The organism is Terriglobus albidus (assembly GCF_025685425.1).
GTDB lineage: Bacteria > Acidobacteriota > Terriglobia > Terriglobales > Acidobacteriaceae > Terriglobus > Terriglobus albidus.
Genome location: NZ_JAGTAS010000057.1, coordinates 645,296 through 668,076, shown reverse-complemented (window position 1 = coordinate 668,076; position 22,781 = coordinate 645,296). Strand labels below are relative to the sequence as shown.

General features: G+C 57.2%; 17 protein-coding genes. 11 read left to right on the top strand and 6 right to left on the bottom strand.

Translation table 11 applies throughout. The features are described from left to right. Window positions 1-113 precede the first annotated feature (113 nt). From OHL21_RS19200 to OHL21_RS19185, 4 genes are all read left to right on the top strand, one after another. On the top strand, window positions 114-476 hold the full coding sequence (locus tag OHL21_RS19200; protein WP_399258952.1) for a penicillin-binding transpeptidase domain-containing protein: 363 nt from the start codon (window positions 114-116) through the stop codon (window positions 474-476). 249 nt (window positions 477-725) lie between these two features. After that, window positions 726-1,526, top strand: coding sequence for a DUF4292 domain-containing protein (locus tag OHL21_RS19195; protein ID WP_263418905.1), 801 nt, complete (start codon window positions 726-728; stop codon window positions 1,524-1,526). Window positions 1,527-1,536: 10 nt separating this feature from the next. Beyond that, window positions 1,537-8,220, top strand: a complete 6,684-nt coding sequence (locus OHL21_RS19190; protein WP_263418904.1) for an RHS repeat-associated core domain-containing protein — start codon at window positions 1,537-1,539, stop codon at window positions 8,218-8,220. 16 nt (window positions 8,221-8,236) lie between these two features. After that, entirely contained in the window at window positions 8,237-8,785 is a 549-nt protein-coding gene (locus tag OHL21_RS19185; RefSeq protein ID WP_263418903.1) for a hypothetical protein, read from the top strand. A gap of 873 nt (window positions 8,786-9,658) precedes the next feature. Here the strand turns inward: OHL21_RS19185 and OHL21_RS19180 are convergent. Genes OHL21_RS19180 through ygfZ form a run of 4 tightly spaced genes read right to left on the bottom strand, consistent with a single transcriptional unit; the run spans window position 9,659 to window position 13,029 of the window. Further along, the gene (locus OHL21_RS19180) at window positions 9,659-10,612 is read right to left on the bottom strand and encodes a bifunctional riboflavin kinase/FAD synthetase (RefSeq protein ID WP_263418902.1); all 954 of its coding nucleotides are present in this window, start codon (window positions 10,610-10,612) and stop codon (window positions 9,659-9,661) included. After that, on the bottom strand, window positions 10,609-11,415 hold the full coding sequence (locus OHL21_RS19175) for an MBL fold metallo-hydrolase (protein WP_263418901.1): 807 nt from the start codon (window positions 11,413-11,415) through the stop codon (window positions 10,609-10,611). The genes OHL21_RS19180 and OHL21_RS19175 overlap by 4 nt, the downstream gene beginning before the upstream one ends. Before the next feature lie 2 nt (window positions 11,416-11,417). Next, window positions 11,418-12,041, bottom strand: coding sequence for a DUF1844 domain-containing protein (locus tag OHL21_RS19170; RefSeq protein WP_263418900.1), 624 nt, complete (start codon window positions 12,039-12,041; stop codon window positions 11,418-11,420). A 7-nt stretch (window positions 12,042-12,048) separates the two neighbouring features. After that, window positions 12,049-13,029, bottom strand: coding sequence for a CAF17-like 4Fe-4S cluster assembly/insertion protein YgfZ (gene ygfZ, locus OHL21_RS19165; RefSeq protein ID WP_263418899.1), 981 nt, complete (start codon window positions 13,027-13,029; stop codon window positions 12,049-12,051). Window positions 13,030-13,085: 56 nt separating this feature from the next. On the opposite strand from ygfZ, the gene OHL21_RS19160 reads away from it, so the two are divergent. From OHL21_RS19160 to mpl, 7 genes are read left to right on the top strand one after another with little or no spacing between them, the layout of a single operon-like run. Next, window positions 13,086-14,624: a hypothetical protein gene (locus OHL21_RS19160; protein ID WP_263418898.1), complete on the top strand. Its 1,539-nt coding sequence runs from the start codon at window positions 13,086-13,088 to the stop codon at window positions 14,622-14,624. A 5-nt stretch (window positions 14,625-14,629) separates the two neighbouring features. Further along, window positions 14,630-15,493, top strand: a complete 864-nt coding sequence (gene mtnP / locus OHL21_RS19155) for an S-methyl-5'-thioadenosine phosphorylase (RefSeq protein ID WP_263418933.1) — start codon at window positions 14,630-14,632, stop codon at window positions 15,491-15,493. A 27-nt stretch (window positions 15,494-15,520) separates the two neighbouring features. After that, window positions 15,521-16,462 (top strand): PfkB family carbohydrate kinase, encoded by a 942-nt coding sequence (locus tag OHL21_RS19150; RefSeq protein ID WP_263418897.1) that lies wholly within the window; start codon window positions 15,521-15,523, stop codon window positions 16,460-16,462. Continuing rightward, window positions 16,446-18,131, top strand: coding sequence for an ArnT family glycosyltransferase (locus OHL21_RS19145; RefSeq protein ID WP_263418896.1), 1,686 nt, complete (start codon window positions 16,446-16,448; stop codon window positions 18,129-18,131). Before OHL21_RS19150 ends, OHL21_RS19145 begins: the two co-directional genes overlap by 17 nt. Window positions 18,132-18,140: 9 nt before the next feature. Beyond that, window positions 18,141-18,941 (top strand): diaminopimelate epimerase, encoded by an 801-nt coding sequence (gene dapF / locus OHL21_RS19140; protein WP_263418895.1) that lies wholly within the window; start codon window positions 18,141-18,143, stop codon window positions 18,939-18,941. After that, window positions 18,938-19,861: a S66 peptidase family protein gene (locus OHL21_RS19135; protein ID WP_263418894.1), complete on the top strand. Its 924-nt coding sequence runs from the start codon at window positions 18,938-18,940 to the stop codon at window positions 19,859-19,861. The genes dapF and OHL21_RS19135 overlap by 4 nt, the downstream gene beginning before the upstream one ends. After that, window positions 19,862-21,289: a UDP-N-acetylmuramate:L-alanyl-gamma-D-glutamyl-meso-diaminopimelate ligase gene (gene mpl, locus OHL21_RS19130; RefSeq protein WP_263418893.1), complete on the top strand. Its 1,428-nt coding sequence runs from the start codon at window positions 19,862-19,864 to the stop codon at window positions 21,287-21,289. Here the strand turns inward: mpl and OHL21_RS19125 are convergent. Both OHL21_RS19125 and OHL21_RS19120 read right to left on the bottom strand, forming a co-directional pair. Further along, window positions 21,282-22,016, bottom strand: coding sequence for an SPOR domain-containing protein (locus tag OHL21_RS19125; RefSeq protein ID WP_263418892.1), 735 nt, complete (start codon window positions 22,014-22,016; stop codon window positions 21,282-21,284). The genes mpl and OHL21_RS19125 overlap by 8 nt on opposite strands. A gap of 98 nt (window positions 22,017-22,114) precedes the next feature. Then, window positions 22,115-22,771, bottom strand: a complete 657-nt coding sequence (locus OHL21_RS19120; RefSeq protein WP_263418891.1) for a hypothetical protein — start codon at window positions 22,769-22,771, stop codon at window positions 22,115-22,117. Between the last annotated feature and the right edge of the window lie 10 nt (window positions 22,772-22,781).

Sequence of the window (22,781 nt, the reverse complement as noted above, 5' to 3'; positions counted from 1 at the left end):
CACTTACCATTACAGTTGAGCTGCTTATGGCGGGTTACTTCCGTTACTTGCTCCAGGTAGAGTATGTACGCAATTGCACACTGCAGGTTCAGCCGACCATACGATCGTGATAGATCGAGTGGCGGAAGCACGAACAGGTCTTCTCTACTCCTGGCGGACCCTATACACCGCACAATTACGAGCCCAATTACAAAGGCTCAATGACCATGTTGGAGGCCTTCGTCGAGAGCCGTAATATTCTGGCTTTGCGGCTGGCGCACCAGCTTGGCATCCAGAAGGTCATCGATGTCGCCCAGCGCTTCGGTGTCACCTCGAAGATTCCGGCGTTTCTTCCAGTTGCGATCGGCGCCGCAGATATAAAGCTCTTTGATCAGGTGGGGGCCTACACTGTCTTTCTGAACGCCGTCAGCGGCTCCGGGCATTACCTGCTCCGGCGAAGCCTACAGAGCCATAGAATTTGGTTTGTCATTTCATAGCGTAGCGGAGAAATCTGCTTTTCTAGCTTGAGATTTGACTCGGAGATAGACGGCAAGCAGATCCCTGCAGGTAAAAACCTGGACTCGTGACCTATCTTTAGCGCAGCTCCATGTCTAGGTTAAGCTTGACAAACTACCCGTTGCCTTAGATTCTGGCATTGCCTTTCCTACATTGTGACTGGCAAGAGCGGCTATAGACCGCAGCAGTATTCTCTATTCTCCAAGGTCCTGATTTGAGAGGGACTGTGCATGTCGATCTGCTCTGGTAAGTGGCGCTCCTTCGGGGTCGTTAAGGTTTTTGTATGCATCATCACACTCTGCGGAAGCCCATGCGCCTATCCACAGGCTGGCCCGACTCCTCTACCTATTCCCGCAGCCACCGATAAGCTCGGGCGATATGATGCTGCAGCCGTTGCGGAGGTTCTGGCGCATCTCAAAGTGGTCGGCACTGCTCCCTGGACAGGGATGCAGGGAACAGGAACTATCACCTACGGAAGTGACCAGAATTCATATTCAGCTACTTTGACCATCGTCGGCAGCAGCAGATCCCGTCTCGATATACAGACTGCTACGGGATCTATCAGCACCCGAATCAACAGCCGTTTAGGCAATATTCAGCATCCTGATGGAAAAAGCTTTCCGCTCGCTCCTGAGATAGCAGCATCAGGAATCGTGCAGTTCGAGCTTCCACGCCTCGCTGACCTTCAGACCAGATCATCGGTCCTCGATCATGGCGTGACTGTCATTGACGGGATGAATCTGCATCGGGTGACAATCGAACAACCGCTTACCCCGAAGAAGAATATTGCAACTGATCTCTATTTCGACCCCGAGACACATCTCCTGGTCAAGACTGCGAATGCCATCCGGCCCGATGGATCTCAAAGTGAACTTCTGCGTGTCGTTACCTATGGAGACTATCGGGCGGTAGATGGCGTAATGGTTCCGTTCCTCTACAGGCAGGTTCTCGATGGGCAGAAGCAGTGGACGATTCAATTCTCGGAAGTCCAGCTCAATCCCAATCTCCAATCGAATTACTTCGAGTTCTAAGGACGCCACGATGAGAACCGTTCGTTTGTTTCTCTTTATCTTCCTGTGCCTGATTGCCGGTCATTCCTTTGCCCAGGACTATATCTATGCCATAGGCAATCCGGCATTCGCCGTCGATATTCCTGTCGAGAATGGGTTCATCAACATCACGAACGGAAATTTGCATATGGAATTTCCGCTTGCTACGCACAAACAGCGCGGTGCGCTGCAGCTTAATGAGCGGCTTGTCTACGATAGTCGCATTTGGAGAATTCTTCCGCCTGGTTCCAATCCTTATTACGGATTTTTCCCGAGCAATATCCCAAATGCTCCAGATCTTCAGGGAGGATGGAGGCTAGTCACAGGAGCCGAAACTGGCACCTTGACATATACGCTAGCCTCTCCGTCGACCTCCTATGCTTGTGCCGGGGGAATGGGCGGCGCCCAAACCACCACTGTCTACAACGTATCGTGGAGCGATCCTTCAGGGACTGTGCGCGATTTTGGTTCCGCTAGAGCGATCATCCAGGATGACTGCGCCGGCACCTATATGGATACGATCGGCCCGAATTACGCATCAGATGCCAGCGGTTATCTACTGAAGACGGATGCAAATGGAAATCCTCTTATTCTGGATAACAACGGCAACCAGGTTTATCCCAAGGTAATCGATCGATTTGGTAACTATTGGTCCAGCGACGCCAATGGCAATCTCATCGATGATGTGGGGAGAACTCCCGTGATCGTCACGAAAAACGGGAGCGTTACCTATTATGACGTTCTTGCCCCAAACGGACCGATCAGCAACAACGGCACGCGCGTTCGTTACACCGTCACCACATCGCCCCTCTATGTTTCCACGCTGTTCTATCAGCCTGCGGTTTCGGAATGGGTGGGGAATTTTTATCCTGTGCAGAGCATTCAATTGCCCGATGGAAGCTCGTATTCCTTTACATACGACTCCTACGGGGAGATGACATCGGTCACTCTGCCCACAGGTGGTGTCATTCATTACGGCTGGACCAATTTCCAGGATTCATACAACAACATGAATCGCTGGTTAACGAGCAGGACAGTTGGTTCCGACCCGGCGATGACCTTTACTCCATCGGTCATGACGCAATGTGCAAGCAATGGAACAGGCTGTCAGGAGAAAGTGGTCGTCCACAAGCCAAGTGGTGACGAAACGGCTTACGAAATGACGCTAAACAATGGCGCCTGGAATACAAAGGTGTCAGTCTACACCGGCGCCGCGAGCGGCACCCCTATTGCCACAACTACAAACGGGTATTCATTTCAATGTTCCGGGTGTGGTTCGAGCTACATCACGCAATCATCATCTGTCACAACACTTGCCGGCGGGCTACAGAGCCAACGACAGTATGTATTTGATGCGCCGTGGCTAGGAAAGCCTTCAAAATTGAAGGAGTGGGATTATTACTCGGGCACCCCATCGACAACCCCGACGCGAGAAACCGACTACTCGTACAGTGGAGTCGATCTTCATCAGGAAACTGTGTTTGGAAACGGAACCCAAGTCGCCCAGACCACTTACGACTACACGACTTCCGCAACAGCAACGTCTGGTGTGTCTCAGCACGGGACGACCAATGCAGGTGGGCCGTACCTTCAAAAAGTGACAAAGTGGTTGAATGGCGGCACGTCGCCCTACACGACGTACATCATGGACGATACGGGAATGGTTACGAGCATCACTGATCCCAACCAGAACTCCGCGACCACGATCAGCTATCAATGCTCAAACTCACTACCTTATCAGGCGATCAATCCGATAGGGCATACAACAACATTTGGCTATGACTGCAGCTCGGGAGCGATCACAAGCGAGAAAGACCCGAACGACAGTGCTGCAAGCCGTTCTGGAACAACTTATGCCTATGAGTCTGCGGGCAGGTTGTCCTCCGTCACCCGACCGGATTCTGGGGTAACAACTTATTCCTATCCATCTTCGACCGAGATCGACACTACGGTTACCGCTACCCCCAGCCCAAGCATCTCATCGCAAGACATTGTGGATAGCCTTGGACGCCCATATCAGCATGTTCAAGCGGGTGTATCTACTGAGACGACGTATGACGTTAATGGGAGACCGTACTGCACGACTAATCCCCATTTGTCTTCATCGTCTTCTACAGACGGAAGTACATGCATCACCTCGTATGACGGATTGGATAGGCCGAAGATGCAAAGTCAATCCGACGGTGCTTCATCCGTATCCTGGGACTACAGTGGCAATACTGTAACGTTCACGGACGAAGCCCAACATTCCTGGCAACGGACGTCTGACGTCTTCGGAAACCTGACGTTTGTTGTTGAGCCCGGTGGCCTAAAAACAAGCTATCAATACAACGCGTTAGGAAAACTAAATTGCGTCGACCAGTGGGAGGCAAATACCGTTGGTACTCCCTGTACTAGTTCGCGTTGGCGATCCTTTATCTACGATTCACTGTCACGTCTGACGCAGTCCTACAACCCTGAGTCTGGCACCATATGCTACGGGACTTGGAGCGGCGGAAGTATCGGCAACGGCGTGTGTCAGGGAGGCTACGATGCTAACGGTAATCTAAAGTACAAGACCGACGCCCGCGGTGTTGTGACAAGCTATAGCTACGACTCGTTGAATCGGTTGACCGGCAAATCGTATTCGGATGGTGTAACGCCCGCGGAGTACTACACGTATGACACAGCGCCCGGGTGGATGTCGGATCTGCAGAACGTGGTTGGCCGTCTCGCAAACTACAGCAATGCATCGGGAGGGGCGAGCGCGGCGACTTTCAGCTACGATGCGATGGGCCGCGTCAAGCGCAAATGGCAGCAAACGCCGTCGAGCGCACCAGGCGGTTATTTCGCGTATGCGGATTACGATCTTGCCGGCAATACGATAGCGTTGACCTATCCGGATGGTCGGCGCGTAAAGCAGGACTTCGATAACGCCGGCCGGCTGTCCGGCGTCAGTTATGACAAGTGGAGCGGCACCAGTATCGGGACCACCTATCTTTCAGGTGCAAGCTACGATCCAGCCGGACACTTTGTAGGCGGTACCATGGGATCCCGGATCCAATACACGGCGTCTTATAACAACCGTCTTTTCCTGGCCTCAAGTGGCTATTACGTCAACAACGGCGGATACCTCTGGACGAAAGGGCTGAGTTGGCAGCCAAATGGCAACCTTGATTCGGAGACGAATTGGATTACAGGAATCAAACGGCAGTATGGGTATGACAGCCTGAATCGCTTGGTCTCGGCGACCGATGTTGTTGGCAGCGTGGCAGCAGGAAATCAGACGATCAGTACGCAGCAGGGAACGACGAATGCCACAAGCAACAACCTGCTGAAGGACGGGCCTTCTCCTGGAAGCTTATGGGGCAAGAGTCAGATTGGTATTGCCGATAATGCCGCTGCAGCTCCAGATGGGACGCAGACCGCGAGTACAGCAACAGCAGACAGTGGCGCAACCGACGCATTGATGACATCCGACATCGTCAATCCGACGGAATACAGCAACTCCACGCTAACCGGTTCGGTGTGGTTGAGAACTGATTCGGCGCCGTTCACAATGCGCGTTCATATCGTCTACAACACTCCGAGTGGTTGGGGTGTAGCTGGCTGGATTCCAGCCACTGTGACCAACCAGTGGCAGCAGTTCAAATTCAGCGGATCTCTTCCCGGCGAGTTGACCCGAGTCTTCCTGCAGGTAGGAGGCGCCGGATCGATCACCAGCGGGCAGAGTTTCCAAATCTGGGGATCACGGATCGAGCCGTCGCCTTCGATGAACGGAACGGTGACGAACTTCCTGACCTACTCACAGCGATTTACGACGACTGCATGGGGGCAGAGTCAGGTAACTCTTTCTGATAACTCTGCGGATGCCCCCGACGGTACTCATACTGCCGGAACCGCAACTGTTAGTGCTGGCGCGACAGACGCACTTTTCGACGATCACATCCCTACTCCTGCACCGTATAGCAACATCCCGGTGACCGGATCGATCTGGATGCGGGTGCCGTCGGGCACCATCACCTTCAGTATCTTTATGACGGAAACCGGTGCTTCCGGTTGGAGCGTACTTGCAGCGAAACAAGTCACACTGACAACAAGCTGGCAGCGTTTCCAGCTAACCGGCAATACGCAGAATGCACTCACGATGCTGAACCTCCAGATTGGAGGAGCCGGTACTCTGACCTCCGGGCAGTTCCAGATCTGGGGGGCGCAGATGGAGATGGGATCGACGGCCCATACCTATGTTGCCACCGGAAATGCTGCCGCCTCGACAGGTACGAACTTTACCAATCTCCTGCCGTATTCGAACCAGTTCCAGGCTTCCACATGGGCGAAGAATCAAGTTACTTTGAGTACGGCCTCCGATGCGGCTCCGGATGGAAGCATGACGGCGACCCTGCTCCAGGGACCGAGCGGGAGTGGTGACGGTTATATCGCAGGGAACGTGCAGAATCTTGCGCTATATAGCGGCCAAACTGTTACGGGATCGGTCTACTTGAGGGCCGTCAACGGAAATCCGTCTATCGACGTGTATATGTTGCATGACGGCGAAGCTGGATGGGGAGGTACGTCGACAACGATTACGCTCTCGCAGAACTGGCAACGTGTCCAGGCAACGCTTAATGTGCAGCAGGCTCCGAACCGCTTGTACTTCCAGGTTGGAGGTTCAGGAAAGATTGCGAATGGCCTGAATATTGAGGTCTGGGGTGCTCAGGTGGAAGCAGCAGGTAATGCCGGCAACTATGTCGCTACCGGCGCTACACCCGTAACCAATGGGTCAGAGTACGCGAATATCCTTTCCAATTCCCAGACTTTAACCGGCAGTACCTGGGGAATATCGCAGGGAACAATACAGCCCACCTCCGCAACCGCACCTGACAATACCAACACTGCGGCGACGGTAACTTCCAACTCGACGGCGAACGACACCTACGTCATTGATTCGGTCGTAAACCCGTCTCTGTATAGTGGCTCGACCGTAACAGCGTCGGTCTATCTCCGGGTGCCAAGCGGCAGCGTTTCGACGAGAATCTATCTGATCAATGTCGGTACCTCCGGGTGGTCGATTGCCAACTCGTCACTGATTACACTCACGACGACCTGGCAGCGATTTACTGTCACGGGAACGAATCAAAATGGTCTCACCCAGCTTTCCTTGCAAATCGGAGGAGCGGGGGCATTTACAAATGGCCAGGTGCTACAGGTGTGGGGAACCCAGATGGTGCAGGGGACCGATCCCGGTACTTATGTGGCGACGTCTAGCGGCAGTTCGACCACAACATTAGGGCAGCCAGGAGCTTTGGTCCCGAATGGCCTTTTCCAGACCTACGCTTACGACTCATTCGGCAACATCAAGCAGTCTGGCAACTTCACCTTCTGGCAGACCTATTTGCCGAATAACCGGCTGTCAGGCTATCAGTACGATGCCGCCGGCAATCTGCTGGCTGATGGCATCTCCAACATCATGACCTGGGATGCGGAGAACCGCATCCGCTCCGCAAATGGGACGACGTATGTCTACGATGCCGAGGGGAACCGCGTCTCGAAGTCCGGCGTGGGCACGACGGAGACGGTTTACTTCGGCGGCAAGCCCGTTGCCCGACTGCAAGCGGGGCAGTGGACCGATCTGATCTACGGGCCGGCTGGGCTGCTGGCGGAGGTGCCCGGCACGCAGAATGGGTCACCATCGTATCGGCTACTTGATCATCTAGGGACACAAGTTGCGACCACGGATGCGAGTGGAATACTGAGCAGTGTGACCGACTCAGCTCCATTCGGGCAGATCTTTACGGGCGGATCGAACGATCCGTACAAGTTTACCGGCAAAGAAAGAGACCAAGAGTCAGGGCTCGACTACTCCACATTCCGAATGTATGCGTCTACGGTGGGCCGCTGGATGTCTCCCGACCCGTACTTGGGGAGCATTGATCTTTCTAATCCGCAGAGCCTCAATCGCTATGCCTATGTGGGGAACTCGCCGCTTACGACTATAGATCCGACTGGACTCGATGGAGTAGGGGCTGCCGGCGGAGCGGGAGGGTGCCTAGGAGCCGTGGTGACTGGCGGCGCCAACGTCGGGGCGGATGCGAGTTGCGTTTTTGGTTTCTTAACTCATTGGCTATTCAGTGGCCCGAAATTCAAGGGAAGTCTCGAACCTCGACCAAGCAATGGGAATTGGGATGAGCAAGGAGCGTATCACCACAGTCCATACTCTAGTATTGCTTCCATGATTGGAGATGTGGGCGGTTTGAGCGCGCCTGGATGCGATTTCGGAGCGTGTGGCGGTGGAGGCTTCGGGTTCCAGCAAAGTGGGAATTATCCAAATGTCGGCGTGAACTGCCGTGGCATTGAGACCTATCATCTAGGCGCGATTTTGGCGCAGCATTGTGACGCGACCGTGTCAATCGGAGATGGCTGGTTGTATTCACTTTCGGCGGGACCGATTGATGGTCGTCTTAGGGGATTTGTCACTAAAACACACACTCTCCCAACGGGGGCTACGAATTTCTGGAGGGGGCGGGAGTCGCTCGGCCTTGCTAAGTGCTTGATCGGTGCTGCCTCGGCGAGTCAGGCATCTCCGGATGCACCTGAATATCATCCGGTATACGGGCCGAATAGCAATATCTGGCTTAATGGCATATTCTCCAGTTGTGGAGTGAACCTCGGGATAAAAACTCATGGCCCATACTTTTAGAGGAGCTGTTCCTTCCATGCTGGTGAGTGTGCTGTCTGCCGTGATCTTAATAGGCTGCCGCGATACAAGTGTCGGGAGTTTGCCGCATGATCAGGCGGTGGCTGCGCAACTATGTCAAGCCACGCAGCATCTCACTATAGGTTTCCCCTCCGATGGGCATTTGGTTGTCCTTAACCCCTGCAATACGGATATCAATCACAGCATCCATTTCGAGACGGCTCCGAATGCTGCTTCCGTTTATGACTACTCTGCTACCGAATCTCCGGATCGTAAATGGGTTGCCAAACAAGAGAACAAGCAACTCGTTCTCCAACACGCGCCACCATCGGGACCGGGCGTGAACATACAAACAACACGACTGCTAACCGCCCCTCAATGGTCCCCGGACAGCGCGTTCTTCTTCTTCTGGGCCGCCGAAGATCGCAAGCGAGGCCGGTCGCTTGCCGAATGCCTAGATGATGTCTCTGATCTCTATGTGTTCAGTACGAAGTCTCGTACTGGCACATTAGTGGGTAGGGTGTGTTCTGGTGTTCCCTTAGAGGCTTTTAGATGGTTGTCTCTGTGAGTAGTTACGCCGCCTTAATCCATGCTGCTGAACATCGCTATTCCACCCTCGGTGGAGACGAGGCGCGTTACCCTAGATGGGAACTGCGGAGGGGCACGCGCAATGACGGATTTAGACGGCATCATCCAGATCGCGACGCAGGCGATGTGCCAGCAGAATTTTAGGGACGCAGATGCGGTTCTTCAACGGGGATTACAGAGCAGCAATGACCTAAAAGAGAAGAGATTATTCTTCAACATCTAGTTCATCTTTATGAACATCCCCTAAACGAAATTTAGATATAGCCCAAGCCTACATGTCTGAGAGGGAGTCTCTTCGTCCATGTGCGTATACCGCGTTGACCAACGCCTACTTCCAGTTACATTCGAAACGTGATAGTCATGGCGCACGTAGCTGGCCCGAGACGGCTTCTCGGCGTGCTCTTGAAGAGCATGATTTGAGTACGCTCTATTCAGCTAGTGCGGTCGAGGGACTTCTTGCGGCGGGTGATAGAGACCAAACCGCGACAAGAGCAGCGTTGAGTCGCATAGAAGGTCTTCTCGGTAGTGCCGACCAGATGATCTGTTACGGGGACGCAATTGTTTTCTTAGAGCTGTTGGGAACCGGAGATGACGACATGGCGGCAAAAGCGAGACGCCTGGCCGGTTTAATAGCCCCAAAAAGAGAAGACGCCGACTTTCGCGCTCGGGCAGAAGCCGTCGCCAGGAAATCTGGGGAGAGACGGGACGTAACCAGATAATTTGTGGCGATGGGCAAGATTGAATAATCTTCCGCACTCGTTAACACTACTAGTAGCTATCCGCCTAATGTCGTATAAAGCAGGTCCTTCGCTACGCTCAGAATGACAACTCTGAGTGAAGTCGGATACCTGTACTACTGCATCAACCGTCGATAACCACGTAGAAAACGCTGTGCGCGAGCGATATCTTTGCCGATCTGTGTCTTCAGCGCTTCGGGAGAATCCCATTTCATCTCTGGCCGCAGATGCTTGAGGAAGGTGAGCCGCAATGGTGTCTCTTCCGTCATGTCCACGGGATGGAAGTTGAAGAGATGTGTCTCCACTGCATAGCTGTCCGGCCCAAAGGTTGGCCGGTTGCCGGCGTTGGTGACGCCCTCGAAGACTGGACCATCGTTGCCAATCTGCAGTGTGGTGACATACACGCCATTGGCTGGAAGCAACTCGTTATACGGCGCCAGGTTGATGGTGGGCACAGCGTACTTCGTGCCATATCCACGGCCTCTGGCCGGCGCGCTGCAAATACTGTAGGGCCTTCCCAGAAGCACACGAGCGGAGGAGAGGTTTCCTGCGAGGATGAGCTGACGAATGCGGCTTGAGGAGATGATGCCGCCGCGCATCGGTACCGGTTCGTAGATCCTTGCTGAGAAGTCGAGCTTGTTTCCCAGCTCCGCCAGGCGCATGACGTCAGCCTGTGCCTGGTAGCCGAACCGGAAGTTGCTGCCGACATGTACCTCGGTCGCACGCAGGCAGTTGCAGATGACGGTAGAGATAAAAGCCTCGGCAGAGGTCTGCGCCAGCTCCTGCGTAAACGGCAGAACGAGCGTTGCGTCCAGACCTGTGTCGGCGAGCAGCCGTAGCTTCTCTTCGATCGGAGAGATCATCTTCGTCGGCGAATCGGGACGCAGAATGCGTACGGGATGAGGATCGAAGGTGACTGCAACCGACTTCGTTCCTGATTCGCGGGCACGCGCAATAACCTCCGAGATCACCCAGCGGTGGCCACGGTGGACTCCGTCGAAGTTGCCAATGCTGATGATCGAGGGGCCGAAGTTTGCCGGGACCTCAGCAATGGAGCGGAAGATCTTCATGCCGTGTCCTCCGCGGCAATCTCGAAATCGAGGCACATGCCGTCATAGGACATGCGGATATTCGGCGGCAGCTCGGCGTTGATGGCGTCGTGGTCCAGATCGTGCGAGATGTGGGTGAAGAAAGCCCGCTGTGGCCTGATGCGTTCCACCAGCGCGATGGAGTTCTCAAGGTTCGAGTGCGAGGGATGCGGCGCGCGGCGCAGGGCATCCACAATCAGCACGTCGAGGTCTTCGAGTAAGGAAAAGCTCTCCTCGGGCAGAGAAGACAGGTCGGTCAGATAAGCAGCTTTCCCGAAACGCCAGCCGGTGATGACCTGCCGGCCATGTTGTACCGGGATGCGTTGGAATACCGCTCCGAAGAGCTCGACCGTGGCGCCCGGTTCGGTGCTGATGCGGTGCATCTCCACGCGGGCCGAGGTCATATAGCGATCCCGCGTGCGGAAGGTGTACTCGAAGATGCGCTCGATGACGCGTGCGGTCTCGTCGTCGGCATAGAGGGGAATGGGGTTCGCAAACGAGAGCGGACGCAGGTCATCCATGCCGAGAACGTGGTCGGCATGGCCATGGGTGTAGAGCACCGCGTCGACATGGGTGACCTTCTCGCGTATCGCCTGGAAGTGGAAGTCCTGGCCGGTGTCGATCAGCACGGTTCGACCGTTGTAATCCAGCCGCACGGAAGCGCGGGTGCGGCGGTTGTGCGGCCGTGTGCCATCCATTGCAGAGGTGCACACGGCGCAGCCGCAACCAAGCGTCGGCACACCCATGGAGGTGCCTGTGCCGAGAAATGTAAGCGTCGCCTCCATCGTTAGCGGACGATGCGCGGACCTCCGCCCGGCGGTGGAGGCAACGGAGACTCAGGCTGACGAGACGCCTGGCGGGCCAGCGCCTGCGTAATCTCCAGGAAGGCCATACGTACCTCGAAGAGAGCGTTTTCAAGCATCCGCGACTCAGCCTCGGTCAGATTGCCCTTGCTCTTCTCCTGTAGTACACCCAGCATGTCGATCGACTGGCGAGCTCCCAGAATATCGACCCGCGCCTGCTCGCCTTCCGGCGTTCCGCCGCCGAGCTGCATGATCGCGGTCATGTAGATGGACTGCACCAGGCGGTCGAAGTTCACGGGCGGCAGTTGTTCCATGCCCGGGTTTGCGGCGCGGATAGCCGTATCCAGCCGCTCGGCGGTCGCCTCATAGGCTGCCTTCGAACGTTCTGCCTGCTCTTCCGTAAGCTTCGGCAGCTCTTGCTCTGTGGCCTCAGGCTCCGGCTCTGGCGCAGATTCGGACGCCGGCGGTTCCGGCGTTGCGGTGACCGCGGCCTTGGAAGCCTCGCTCTGCTCTTCGTCGTGAGGGCGTTCAGATTCGGGCCGCAGTTCTCCTTCTGTAGTGAACTTGCGGCGATCGTTGACAACAAATGGGGTAACTTTATCTGCCATAAATCCTTTATTTGATGCGGAAGGGAAGCGGTGACGACGCCAGAGCGCCCCCTTCGTATGTAAGCGCCTGACCGCGTTCCACGGCCTCGCGGCGAATGAATCCAAGAGCGATCTTCAGATCGGAGTCTACGCTGGTCAGCTCGCCAACCGAGGCGCCATCGGCCAGGATCGCTGCGCCCGTTGAGGGGACAACCCCGCTGAAACGGAATCCGGCAAAGGTGCGATGCAAATTGCCGCGGGAGCGGATGCGCTCCACGATCTCCTGCCCCAGGTAGCAGCCTTTGGTGAAGTGCAGGGCGCGGGTCTGTCCTGTCTCCTGCGGCAGCTCCTTTTCGCGAAGATCCTTTCCGATAGCCGGAATGCCTTCAACGATGCGGAGAGATTCGATGGCCTTGCTGTCAGCTTGCGGGAGAGCGTTCAGGGCCTCTGTAAGCTGTACGACATTTTCCGCCCACAACTCAAAACGCGGCGTCAGGGGGCTGTATTGGGCCACAACCCAAACCGTTGAGCCGCGCCATTCGAATGCGCGGGTAGAAACAGGGGCCATTCCGGCCACATTTAGGCCGGTCGCGGCCAAAGCTTCCGTGGCTTTGGGGCCGGCAATGCCCAGTCCCTGGTGCTTTGCGGAGACATCGTCCAGCTCGACGTCGTCCATGATGATGAAGTGGTCGAGAGCTGCCATAAGCGCCGGAACGCGCTCGCGGGCGGTCTCCAGAAGAATCTGTCCTTCCAGCAGGAAGGCGGTGGCGTCGTGCTGAATACGCCCCTGGGCCGAGAGCAGGAAGTTGTAGCAGCCTTCTCCAGGCTTCAGATCGCGAATGTTGTTGGTCAACATGCCATTCAGCCAGCGAACACGGTCTTCGCCGCGAACCCCGATCCACCCAGTGGCGTCCAAGGGATAGATAGCCGCCGTGGACAGGAGTGCTTTCAGGGCGAGATGATGGTCCACTGAAAGCGCCGGAGCTTCGTTGTGTGCAAGTGTGCTCATAAAACGGCGTCTATCCTAAGTATACGTTTCGTTGGATGATGGGAGACCCCCGTTTGATGCGCCACCCTTATCGCGCTGCTTTTGCTGTTACCGTTACACTTCTGCCGCTGGCTGCGTTTGCCCAGACCCAGACGCCCGGACCTCCTCCGGGCAGCTCCGATGCTGGGAAAAAACCGGAAGTCCACATCACGCCCAAAGAGGCGGAGGCGCTTTTTAAGAGCGTCGACGAGATCCAGGGTTTTGCCGCCAAAGACTCCGGCCTGCATTCCAGCCGTCCTGTGAAAAAAGTACTTATTACCCGCGATGCGGTGACGAAGTATCTGAAGCAGAAGTTCGACGAGGATGAGGGCGCTAAGCGGATGGAGCGCAGTGAGATCGTCCTGAAAAAGTTCGGCCTGCTCGACCGTGACTTCGATCTGAAGCCCTTTCTGCTCAGCCTCCTGACCGAGCAGATTGCCGGTTACTACGACAACAAGACCAAGACCATCAACCTGCTGGACTGGGTGGATGCCGAGACCCAGAAGCCGGTAATGGCGCATGAGCTGACGCACGCTCTGCAGGACCAGCACGTCGACCTCACTAAGTGGGGCGACCAGGGGCTGAAGGACATTGCGAAGAACGTGCAGCAGGACAACGCCCATATCAAGAACGATGAGGTCGACACCACCCGCGAGGCCGTGCTCGAAGGCCAGGCGATGGTCGTCTTTGTTGACTACTCCATGAAGGACACGGGCCGCACGCTGGCGGATGTTCCCGAGGAGCTGATGGGGCGCATGAAGGATATGCTCAGCGGAACGGAGAGCTCGCCAGTGCTGGCACGTGCTCCGCTCATTCTGCAGCAGAGCCTGCTCTTTCCGTATGCGAACGGCCTGACCTTCGAGCAGTCCATTTTGCGGCGCTCCGGTGTTCAGAAGGCTTTTACAGGCGTTCTTGATGATCCACCGGTGAATACGTCGCAGATCATGCATCCGGAGAGCTACCTGACAAAGGCTCCGCAGCCGCTCATCCATCTGGCGGATATCCATCCTGTGATCGAGAAGGACTATACGCCGTACGACGTCGGCGTGCTTGGGGAGTTCGATGTCCACATGCTTGCCGAACTCTTCGCGGGGCCGCAGATGGCCGATGCTCTGGCACCGGCCTGGGCCGGAGGCGTGTACTACGCGGCGCTCAAGAAGAATGCCCCGGCAACGACCGGCAATCTGGGCCTGCTCTACTACTCGCGCTGGAAGAATACTGACTCCGCGGAGAGCTTCCAGAAGCTCTACACGGCGCAACTGGCACGCAAGTACTCCGGCCTGCAGCGCCGCAAGGACGATGAGAAAGAGGGCGAGGAGGTCTACTCGACCAGCGAGGGGGATGTCCTGGTCTCGACCATGGGCTCCGGTGTCTTTACCTGCGAAGGGTTCCCATTGGAGATGGCCCGTAAACTGCGGGAGCAGATCACTTCCAATCAGGGAGAAGGACCCACGCGGCTCGCGCTGCAGCCGCTTTCGGCTCCGCTGGTCACAGGGTTCGCCCGGCTGGGAGCGATGAAGGCGGGAATCCACGCTGCTGAACGATATACTCAGAGTTTGGCCCCCACAGGAGAATGAACGCGTTGCAGCAGGCAGAGATCGGCATCATCGGCGGCAGTGGACTGTACTCCATGCCCGGCTTCACCAACATCCGCGAAGAGAAGATCACCACCCCCTTCGGCGATCCAAGCGATCCGCTGGTGCTGGGTGAGCTTGAAGGCAGAAAGGTGGCTTTCCTGGCCCGCCATGGGAAAGGGCACCGCATTCTGCCGACGGAGTTAAACTTCCGCGCCAATATCTACGCGATGAAGCAGCTTGGCGTAGAGCGCATCCTTTCCGTTTCTGCGGTCGGTTCGCTCAAGGAAGAGCATAAGCCGACGGATTTCGTGATTCCTGACCAGTTCATCGACCGCACCTTTGCCCGTACGGCCACCTTCTTCGGCGATGGCATCGTCGGCCACGTCGCCTTCGGCGATCCGGTCTGTGCCACGGTGACGAAGGCTTTTGAAGCCGCATGTAAAGAAGTAGGTGTCGTCGGAAAGCGCGGCGGAACCTACGTCTGCATGGAAGGTCCGCAGTTCTCCACCCGTGCGGAGTCCAATCTCTATCGCTGCTGGGGAGCGGATGTTATCGGCATGACCAATCTGCAGGAAGCTAAGCTCGCCCGCGAGGCAGAGATCTGCTACTCCACCCTGGCCATGGTCACTGACTACGATTGCTGGTTTGAAGGGCACGACGATGTCACCGTCGATCAGATCATTGCGGTGATGCACACCAATTCAGCGAATGCCGCCAAGGTGGTTAAGGCGGCGGTTGCGGCCATGCCCATAGGAGAGCGCACCTGTGCCTGCTCCTCAGCCCTGAAGTATGCCGTTATGACCGACAAAAAAGTTATTCCCCCGGCCACACGTGCAAGGCTCGCGCTGTTGCTCGACAAGTACGAATAAGATCCCGATCGAAGAGGAACAAGAACATTGGCAATTCTGGTAGTAGGCTCCGTCGCCTTCGATAACCTTGAAACTCCCAGCGGTAAGCGCGAGAACGTTCTGGGTGGTGCGGCAACGCACTTCTCTCTGGCCGCCAGCTTCTTTACCCCGGTACGGGTCGTCGGAGTCGTCGGCGAGGACTTCCTTCCCGAGCACGAAACTGTGCTCACCTCGAAAGGCATCGACGTCGCCGGCATCGAGCATGCCGCGGGTAAGAGCTTCCACTGGACCGGCTCCTACGTCGAGAACCTGAACGAGGCGAAGACGCTGGCGACCGATCTGAACGTCTTCGGAACCTTCGCCCCCAAGATCCCTGACAGCTACCTCGACAGTGAGTATCTCTTCCTGGCGAACATCGATCCTGTCTTGCAGTTGCAGGTGCGCAAGCAGTTGCCGAAGGTAAAGATGGTTGCCGGCGACACCATGAACTATTGGATCGCCGATCATCGCGCCAACCTGGAGACGGTTCTGAAGGAGCTCGACGTCTTGCTCATCAATGACGGTGAGGCGCGCATGCTGGCCGGTGAATCAAACCTGCTGCGTGCCGCACGCAAGGTGATGGAGATGGGGCCGAAGGCCCTGGTCGTGAAGCATGGAGAGTACGGCGCATCCGCCTTCTTCTGTGACCGCAGCTTTGCGGACACAACGCACCTCACGTTGCCATTCCGGGCTCCCGCTATGCCGCTGGATGAGGTTGTGGATCCGACCGGCGCCGGTGACTCATTCGCCGGCGGCTTCTATGGTTACATTGCATCGCAGCCGAAGCTCACACCTGCGGTCTTCCGCAAGGCGATGTTCTACGGCGGCGTGATGGGATCGTTTGCTGTAGAGCGTTTTGGCACGGAGCGTCTGCAGCACACGACGAAGGACGAGGTGGAGGAGCGCTTCCGTCTCTTCCAGGAGATCTCACACCTTGAGCTTGAGGCGTAAGTACAACCAACGGGTGCGTCAGGAGAGCGGCGACGCTATCCCCAATGATGAGGGGACCATTGCGGCGCGCATGGCCATCAAGCCGGCGAAGCGTGAGGAGATGTTTCCCATTGCGCTCGCGTCGATGATCCTGGCCTTTCTGGCAGTGCTCATCTCCGCTTCGCGTGGATACCTTCTGCTCTACGGCGACGCGGTGGCTCACCTCGCCATCGCGCGCCGCATTATCGATTCCGTGAATCCGGGGCTGCCGCAGATCGGCAGCGTCTGGCTGCCGCTGCCGCACCTGCTACTGGTGCCGTTCGTCTCCAAGATGCAGTGGTGGCAGACAGGCACTGGCGGAACCTGGCCTTCCTTCGCCTGCTACATCCTTGGCAACGTCGGCTTTTACCGGCTCGCCCGCCGCATGCTGCCAATGCACTGGGCCTTCGGCGCGACGCTGTTCTATGCGCTGAATCCGAATCTTCTCTATCTGGCGACCACTGCCATGACGGAGCCTCTGTTCCTGGCGATCTTCGTCTGGTCGACCGTCGTTGTGATGGAGTGCATCGACGCTATCCGCGATGAGCAGATCCGTGTGGTCAAGGGAAGACTTGTCAGCGCGGGCATCCTGTCAGTACTCTCCGTCTACACACGGTATGACGGCTGGATGCTTGCCGCCTGCGTCTGGCTGATGCTCACCATCTCGCTGGTGAAGAACAAGCGCGTCTTCGAGCAGGTGCGTTTTGCGTTCGTTATTCTCACCGTCCTGACGGTACTGGCTCCGGTCGGCTGGATGGCGCACAACTGGCGCTATACCGGCGATCCGCTGGACTTTATCCGCGGACCGTACTCGGCCGCGGCCATCGAGCGCAAGACAGCTCCTCCGGGGCAGCACTATCGCGGCTGGCATAACCCTGCCTGGGCTTTGCTCTTCTATACAAGGACCGCGCAGGTGGATGCCGCAGCCTGGGAGACGGGCTTCCTGTTGATGGCGGCTGCAATTGCCGGTACCTGGATGCTGTGGAAGCGTGGCCTGGCGCGGGCGGCGATCCTTCTGTGGATGCCGCTGCCGTTCTATGTCTATTCGGTCTCGTTCGGATCGGTACCGATCTTCATTCCGCAGCTCTATCCGCACTCGTACTACAACGCGCGATATGGCATGGAACTGCTTCCGGCTCTCGTTGTCTTTGCCTTTGTCGTGGTCGCCTGGTTCGAGAACCGAATCATTCGTACTCGGCCTGTGCAGGCGGTTTTCCTGCAGCCCGCGGTGATGGTGCTTGCGATCGCGAACTGCGTCGCCATGACCTGGTTTACGCCGCTGGTGCTGAAGGAAGGTATCGTGAACTCCCGCACGCGGATTCCGTTTGAGACCTCTATCGCCCGGGAGCTCCTGGCAATGCCGCAGGCGCTGCCGGTGATGATGTACACCTCAGATCATGTCGGAGCTATTCAGCAGACCGGAATTCCGTTGAAGCAGTTCATCTCCGAGTCGGACTATGACAGCTTCCATCGCGCCCTGGCTGAGCCTGCGAAATATGCTGCGTATGTCGTCGCTATTGACAGGGATCCGGTCGCGGATGCGGTCAAAAAGAACTCCGCCAACCTGAAAGAGCTGACCGTGCTCTGTACGACAGGGCAGCCCTGCGCCCGCATCTACGAGTCCGAGATCTATCAACCGGCAAAGAAGTAGAGAAAGAACATGATTCCTTTTGTAAAAGCACATGCTTGCGGCAATGACTTCCTCGTGGTGGAGGAGACGGTGGCTCACGGCAAGCATGCGGAGATCGCCCGTAAGCTCTGCGCCCGCAACACGAGCGTAGGCGCCGACGGTGTTGAGTTCCTCGAACGTCGCGACGACGGCAGCTATTTCATCCGCCTCTTCAATGCCGACGGCTCCGAAGCAGAGCTCTCGGGGAACGGCACCCGTTGTGTGGCTGCGTGGCTGGCCTATAGCGATGGGTTGAAGCAGGTAACGCTTGGGACTCACGGCGGACCGCGCGCGTGCACGACCATCTCCTGCGAAGACACGAGTTTCCTGATCGAGACCGGAATGGGAGTGCCTCAGGTGCATCCGCAGATGGTCCAGGTCGAAGGCGTCGGCGCTGTGGAAGGAGCGAATGTCAACGTCGGTAATCCGCACTTCGTCATCTTTGTGGACAGCGATGACTTCTCTTCGCATGGACTTGCCTGGCAGGCTCTGGGTGAGAAGATCTGCTTCCATCCTGATTTCCCGAAGCAGACCAACGTCGAGTTTGTCCGCGTATTGGCGGCGGGCCACATAGCTTTCCGCATCTATGAACGTGGGGTAGGGCCAACCACCTCTTCCGGCACAGGCACTTGCGCCTCCTCGACGGCAGCGATTGCTTTGCGCGGCTGTAGCACGAGCCTCGAAGCGACTGCCGAAGGCGGAACCCAGCGTGTGGTCTGGCCTGCTCCAGCGGAAGAGATGCGCTTGACGGGGCCTGCCGAGATTATCTGCATTGGGAAGGTTACTCTGTGAGCACCAAGCCGAAGGCGCTACGCAAAGGCGCTCGATTGGCGGTTGTCTCGCCGGCAAGCACACCGCAGCGTGCTCTGGTAGAGAAAGGCGCGGCAGTGCTGCGCGAGCTCGGCTATGAGCCGGTGTTGTATCCGCATGTCTTTGGCGGCGGCCCGCTCTACTACGCCGGTACCGCCGAAGAGCGGGTCAGCGACCTCCATGCAGCCTTTGCGGATAAGAGCATCGAGGGCATCATCGCCGCGCGCGGCGGCTGGGGAACAGCGGAGCTGCTGCCGCTGCTCGATACTGAACTCATTCGAGCCAATCCGAAGGTCTTTATTGGTTACAGCGATCACACCTCGCTGCATACTTACTTCCAGACGTACTGCAATCTGAATACCTTCTACGCCCCGATGGTAGCCGCAGATTTTGCCCGCGACAATGGCGTGGATTGGCCGAGTTGGTGCTCGGTCTTCGAAGGCGCCTCGCAGTGGAGTCTAAGCACTACGGACGGTCTACGTGTGCTGCGTCCCGGAAAAGCAACCGGAGTGCTCCGTGGTGGTTGCATTTCGATCCTTGGGCAATCGCTGGGGACGCCTTGGGCGGCGGAGACCGGCAACAGCATTCTCTTCCTGGAAGACATCGGCACCAAGCCTTATCAGTGGGACCGTATTCTGCTGCATTTGCGCTGGGCAGGGCGGCTGGATACAGTGCGGGGGATTGTCTTCGGAGATATGAAACAGTGTGTCATTCCGGAAGATATGCAACTGCTCGAGGATGCCATCCAGCACTCGCTCCGTGACTTCGCCGGGCCGGTGGCGATCGGTCTCCGCTCAGGTCATGTCTCAGAGCCGAATATCAGTCTGCCGCTGGGTGTGTCGTGCATGCTCGATTGCTCCGGGGAACCGCAACTCAACTTTCTGGAAAGTGCTGTCGTCTAGATGCAGGGACTCAAACACATCCATCTCATCGGTATCTGCGGCACAGCGATGGCTTCGCTAGCCGGTATGCTGCAGGCACAAGGACACAAGGTAACGGGCTCAGATGCGGCAGCGTACCCGCCGATGTCGGATCTTCTGGCATTGCTCGGTATTCCGATCGCCGAGCCGTATGCCGAGAAGAATCTGCAGCCCACTCCTGATCTTGTGGTCGTCGGCAACGCGATCTCACGGGGCAATGTCGAGCTGGAGTATGTGCTGGAGCATCGTTTGCCGTTCATCTCGATGGCAGCGCTGATCCACGACGAGTTTCTTCGTGGCCGCGACTCGCTTGTTGTCGCCGGGACCCATGGCAAGACTACGACCACCAGCATGCTTGCCTGGATCTTCGAGGTGGCCTCGCGCCGCAGACCCGAGCTTTCTCCCAGTTTCCTGATCGGTGGCGTCGCCGAGAACTTCGGCACCAGCTTCCGCGTACGTGGCACCAAGCCCTTCATCCTGGAAGGCGACGAGTACGACACCGCTTTCTTCGATAAGGGACCCAAGTTCCTGCACTACTTCCCGCAGGCGGCGATCCTGACGCACGTCGAGTTCGATCACGCCGATATCTACGCCGATCTCGCCAGCGTTAAGACTGCATTCAAACGCTTCGTGAATCTGGTGCCGCGCAATGGAATCGTCGTTGCCTTTGACGGCAGCACGAATGTCACCGAATGCGTTGCCCGCGCCTTCTGCCGCGTAGAGCGCTATGGACTGGCCGAGAGCTCGCACTGGAAAGTGACCAATCTCCGCGATGAGAACGAAGGTTCACGTTGGTCACTACTTCGCGGCGGTGAACCCTTTGCCGAGCTCTACCTGCCGATGGCGGGCGAACATAATGCTCTCAACGCAACTGCCGCTGTCGCCCTGGCGGCGACGCAGGGAATTGATGCTGCCAGCATTGTCGAGGCTCTCGGCAGCTTCCGCTCCGTAAAGCGGCGGCTGGAGGTGATCGCCGAGACGCGTGGTGTCACCATCATCGACGACTTTGCGCATCATCCGACTGCGATCCGCGAGACACTGCGTGCTCTGCACGCAAAGTATCCATCGCGGCGTCTGATTGCTGTACTGGAACCTCGATCGAATACGCTGCGCCGCAATGTCTTTGAGAAGGAGCTGGTCGATTCGTTGGCTCTGGCCGACTCCATTGTCTTGGCCGCTGTCTTCAAGAGCGAGAGCATCCCGGTGGAAGAACGGCTGCACCCGGAGAGTGTCGTCACTGGCCTGAAGTCTGCGGGTAAACCCGCGGAGTTGCTGCCGGATGTGGATGCGATCGTCGCAAAGATTGTGAAGGAGATGCAGCCGGGCGATGTCGTCGCCATTCTGTCCAACGGCGGCTTCGGCGGTATCTATGACAAGCTGCCTGCGGCTATTGACGCCGCTGCTATTTGACGATGGCGTTATAGCCATCTGATAGCAAACGCTGACGCATTGCCTCCGCGTCTTTGCGATTGGAGAACGGCCCAAGCTGCACGTGGATCAGGTGGTCGGTCGGAGCTGAGGTCGTAAAGACCGCATAGCCGCGCCGCTTCAATGCGCTCAGCAATACCTCAGCATCTTCCTGGTGCGAGACTGCGGCAACCTGCACAATGGCCGGTCCCTGAGGCTGCGTCGTTGGCAGTAAGACAGGCTGCACCGCCGGGACCTGGGGTTGGGCAGCGGTAGCAACAACACGCGGTGCGGGGGGGGGCGCGGGTACCGTCTCTGGTATGGGAGTCGATGCCTTTACGGGCTGAGAGGCCTTCGAGGTGGTGTCAGCATTTGCGACCGTTGTCACAGGCTGCGTCTGTGCACCGGTGTTAGCGGCGCCGTAATACTGCTGTGTGCCGGTATTTGCGTTGGCGTCTGCTGCCTGCTTTGCCGAGAGATAACCGGGGACCGGCTGAATGGCAACCGCTCCAGGTGCCGGTTTGAAATTACTGAAGTTGCTGCCGGCTTCAGTCTGCTCGGCAGGCGCGGCAATCGCCGAGCGGCGGCCGGCGGTGTAGCCGAAGCCGAAGAACAGGGCACAAATTAAAGCAGCAGCAAAAAAGATTCCCAACACCGAGCCGGTGCTGAGATGAATTTCGCGATCTTTCCGCGCGGGTTGCAGATCCAGGTCGTCGACCACGGTGCTCATAACAGGAGAAGATATCCACCGGGCTTACGGCGTCAGCCATAGCCTACAAACGCGATGATAGGCCAACTATCGCGCGGTGGATATCCCCCTAAAGTTACCTAGAAGTGTACGTAGAAGCCGAAAGCCGGCTCGATCGTCATGTTCTGCTTCTGGATCGTCAGGTAGTTCTGTCCGAAGTCAGGCGCTTTATGAAAGGCCTGGCGGAATTGAACGCGAACGCCAATGTTCGGTGTAAATACCGGCATCTCCCCGCCGAATCCATAGTAGTAGGTGGCGCGCGCCTGCGGCTGCAGGCCAACACCGCCGTAGCGGGTTGGTTTGTACTCGGTCGCGCCGGCGCCTGCCGAAGCGAAGGTCTTGATTCCGGCAATCTCCGGCCCATGATAGACATAGCCGAGAGTGAACTCGTTCGGTGTCGACTGAACTGTCAGGGTGTTTGCGTTGGAGCGTACGTAGGTCTGGGTCGAGCGGCTGTAGTTCCAGTTGAACTCAAATCCAACCAGAGGACTCTTGGTGTAGCGAAGTTGCACCAGCGCGCCAAAGGTCGTACTCACGCTCTGATCGACCTTTTGGTTCAGATAGTTGGTTCCATTGACGCTGGTGTGGCTGACGTACGCGCCCTGAAGGGCGAAGTCCATGCGGTCAATGTGCTTAGCCAACCGCTTGGTGGTGGACGTCTGCGCGTATGCGGAGGTGGAGACGACGGAGGCGAGACCTAGACCTGCGATCAGAAACGCGCGGCAGAACTTCGACATGAACAGCGGT

Coding starts and splice junctions, on each gene's coding strand:
- OHL21_RS19180 (WP_263418902.1), bottom strand. CDS start 10,612: ATGAAGATCTTCCGCTCCATTGCTGAGGTCCCGGCAAACTTCGGCCCC.
- OHL21_RS19120 (WP_263418891.1), bottom strand. CDS start 22,771: ATGTCGAAGTTCTGCCGCGCGTTTCTGATCGCAGGTCTAGGTCTCGCC.
- ygfZ (WP_263418899.1), bottom strand. CDS start 13,029: ATGAGCACACTTGCACACAACGAAGCTCCGGCGCTTTCAGTGGACCAT.
- OHL21_RS19125 (WP_263418892.1), bottom strand. CDS start 22,016: ATGAGCACCGTGGTCGACGACCTGGATCTGCAACCCGCGCGGAAAGAT.
- OHL21_RS19190 (WP_263418904.1), top strand. CDS start 1,537: ATGAGAACCGTTCGTTTGTTTCTCTTTATCTTCCTGTGCCTGATTGCC.
- dapF (WP_263418895.1), top strand. CDS start 18,141: ATGATTCCTTTTGTAAAAGCACATGCTTGCGGCAATGACTTCCTCGTG.
- OHL21_RS19170 (WP_263418900.1), bottom strand. CDS start 12,041: ATGGCAGATAAAGTTACCCCATTTGTTGTCAACGATCGCCGCAAGTTC.
- OHL21_RS19160 (WP_263418898.1), top strand. CDS start 13,086: ATGCGCCACCCTTATCGCGCTGCTTTTGCTGTTACCGTTACACTTCTG.
- OHL21_RS19195 (WP_263418905.1), top strand. CDS start 726: ATGTCGATCTGCTCTGGTAAGTGGCGCTCCTTCGGGGTCGTTAAGGTT.
- mpl (WP_263418893.1), top strand. CDS start 19,862: ATGCAGGGACTCAAACACATCCATCTCATCGGTATCTGCGGCACAGCG.
- OHL21_RS19175 (WP_263418901.1), bottom strand. CDS start 11,415: ATGGAGGCGACGCTTACATTTCTCGGCACAGGCACCTCCATGGGTGTG.
- OHL21_RS19185 (WP_263418903.1), top strand. CDS start 8,237: ATGCTGGTGAGTGTGCTGTCTGCCGTGATCTTAATAGGCTGCCGCGAT.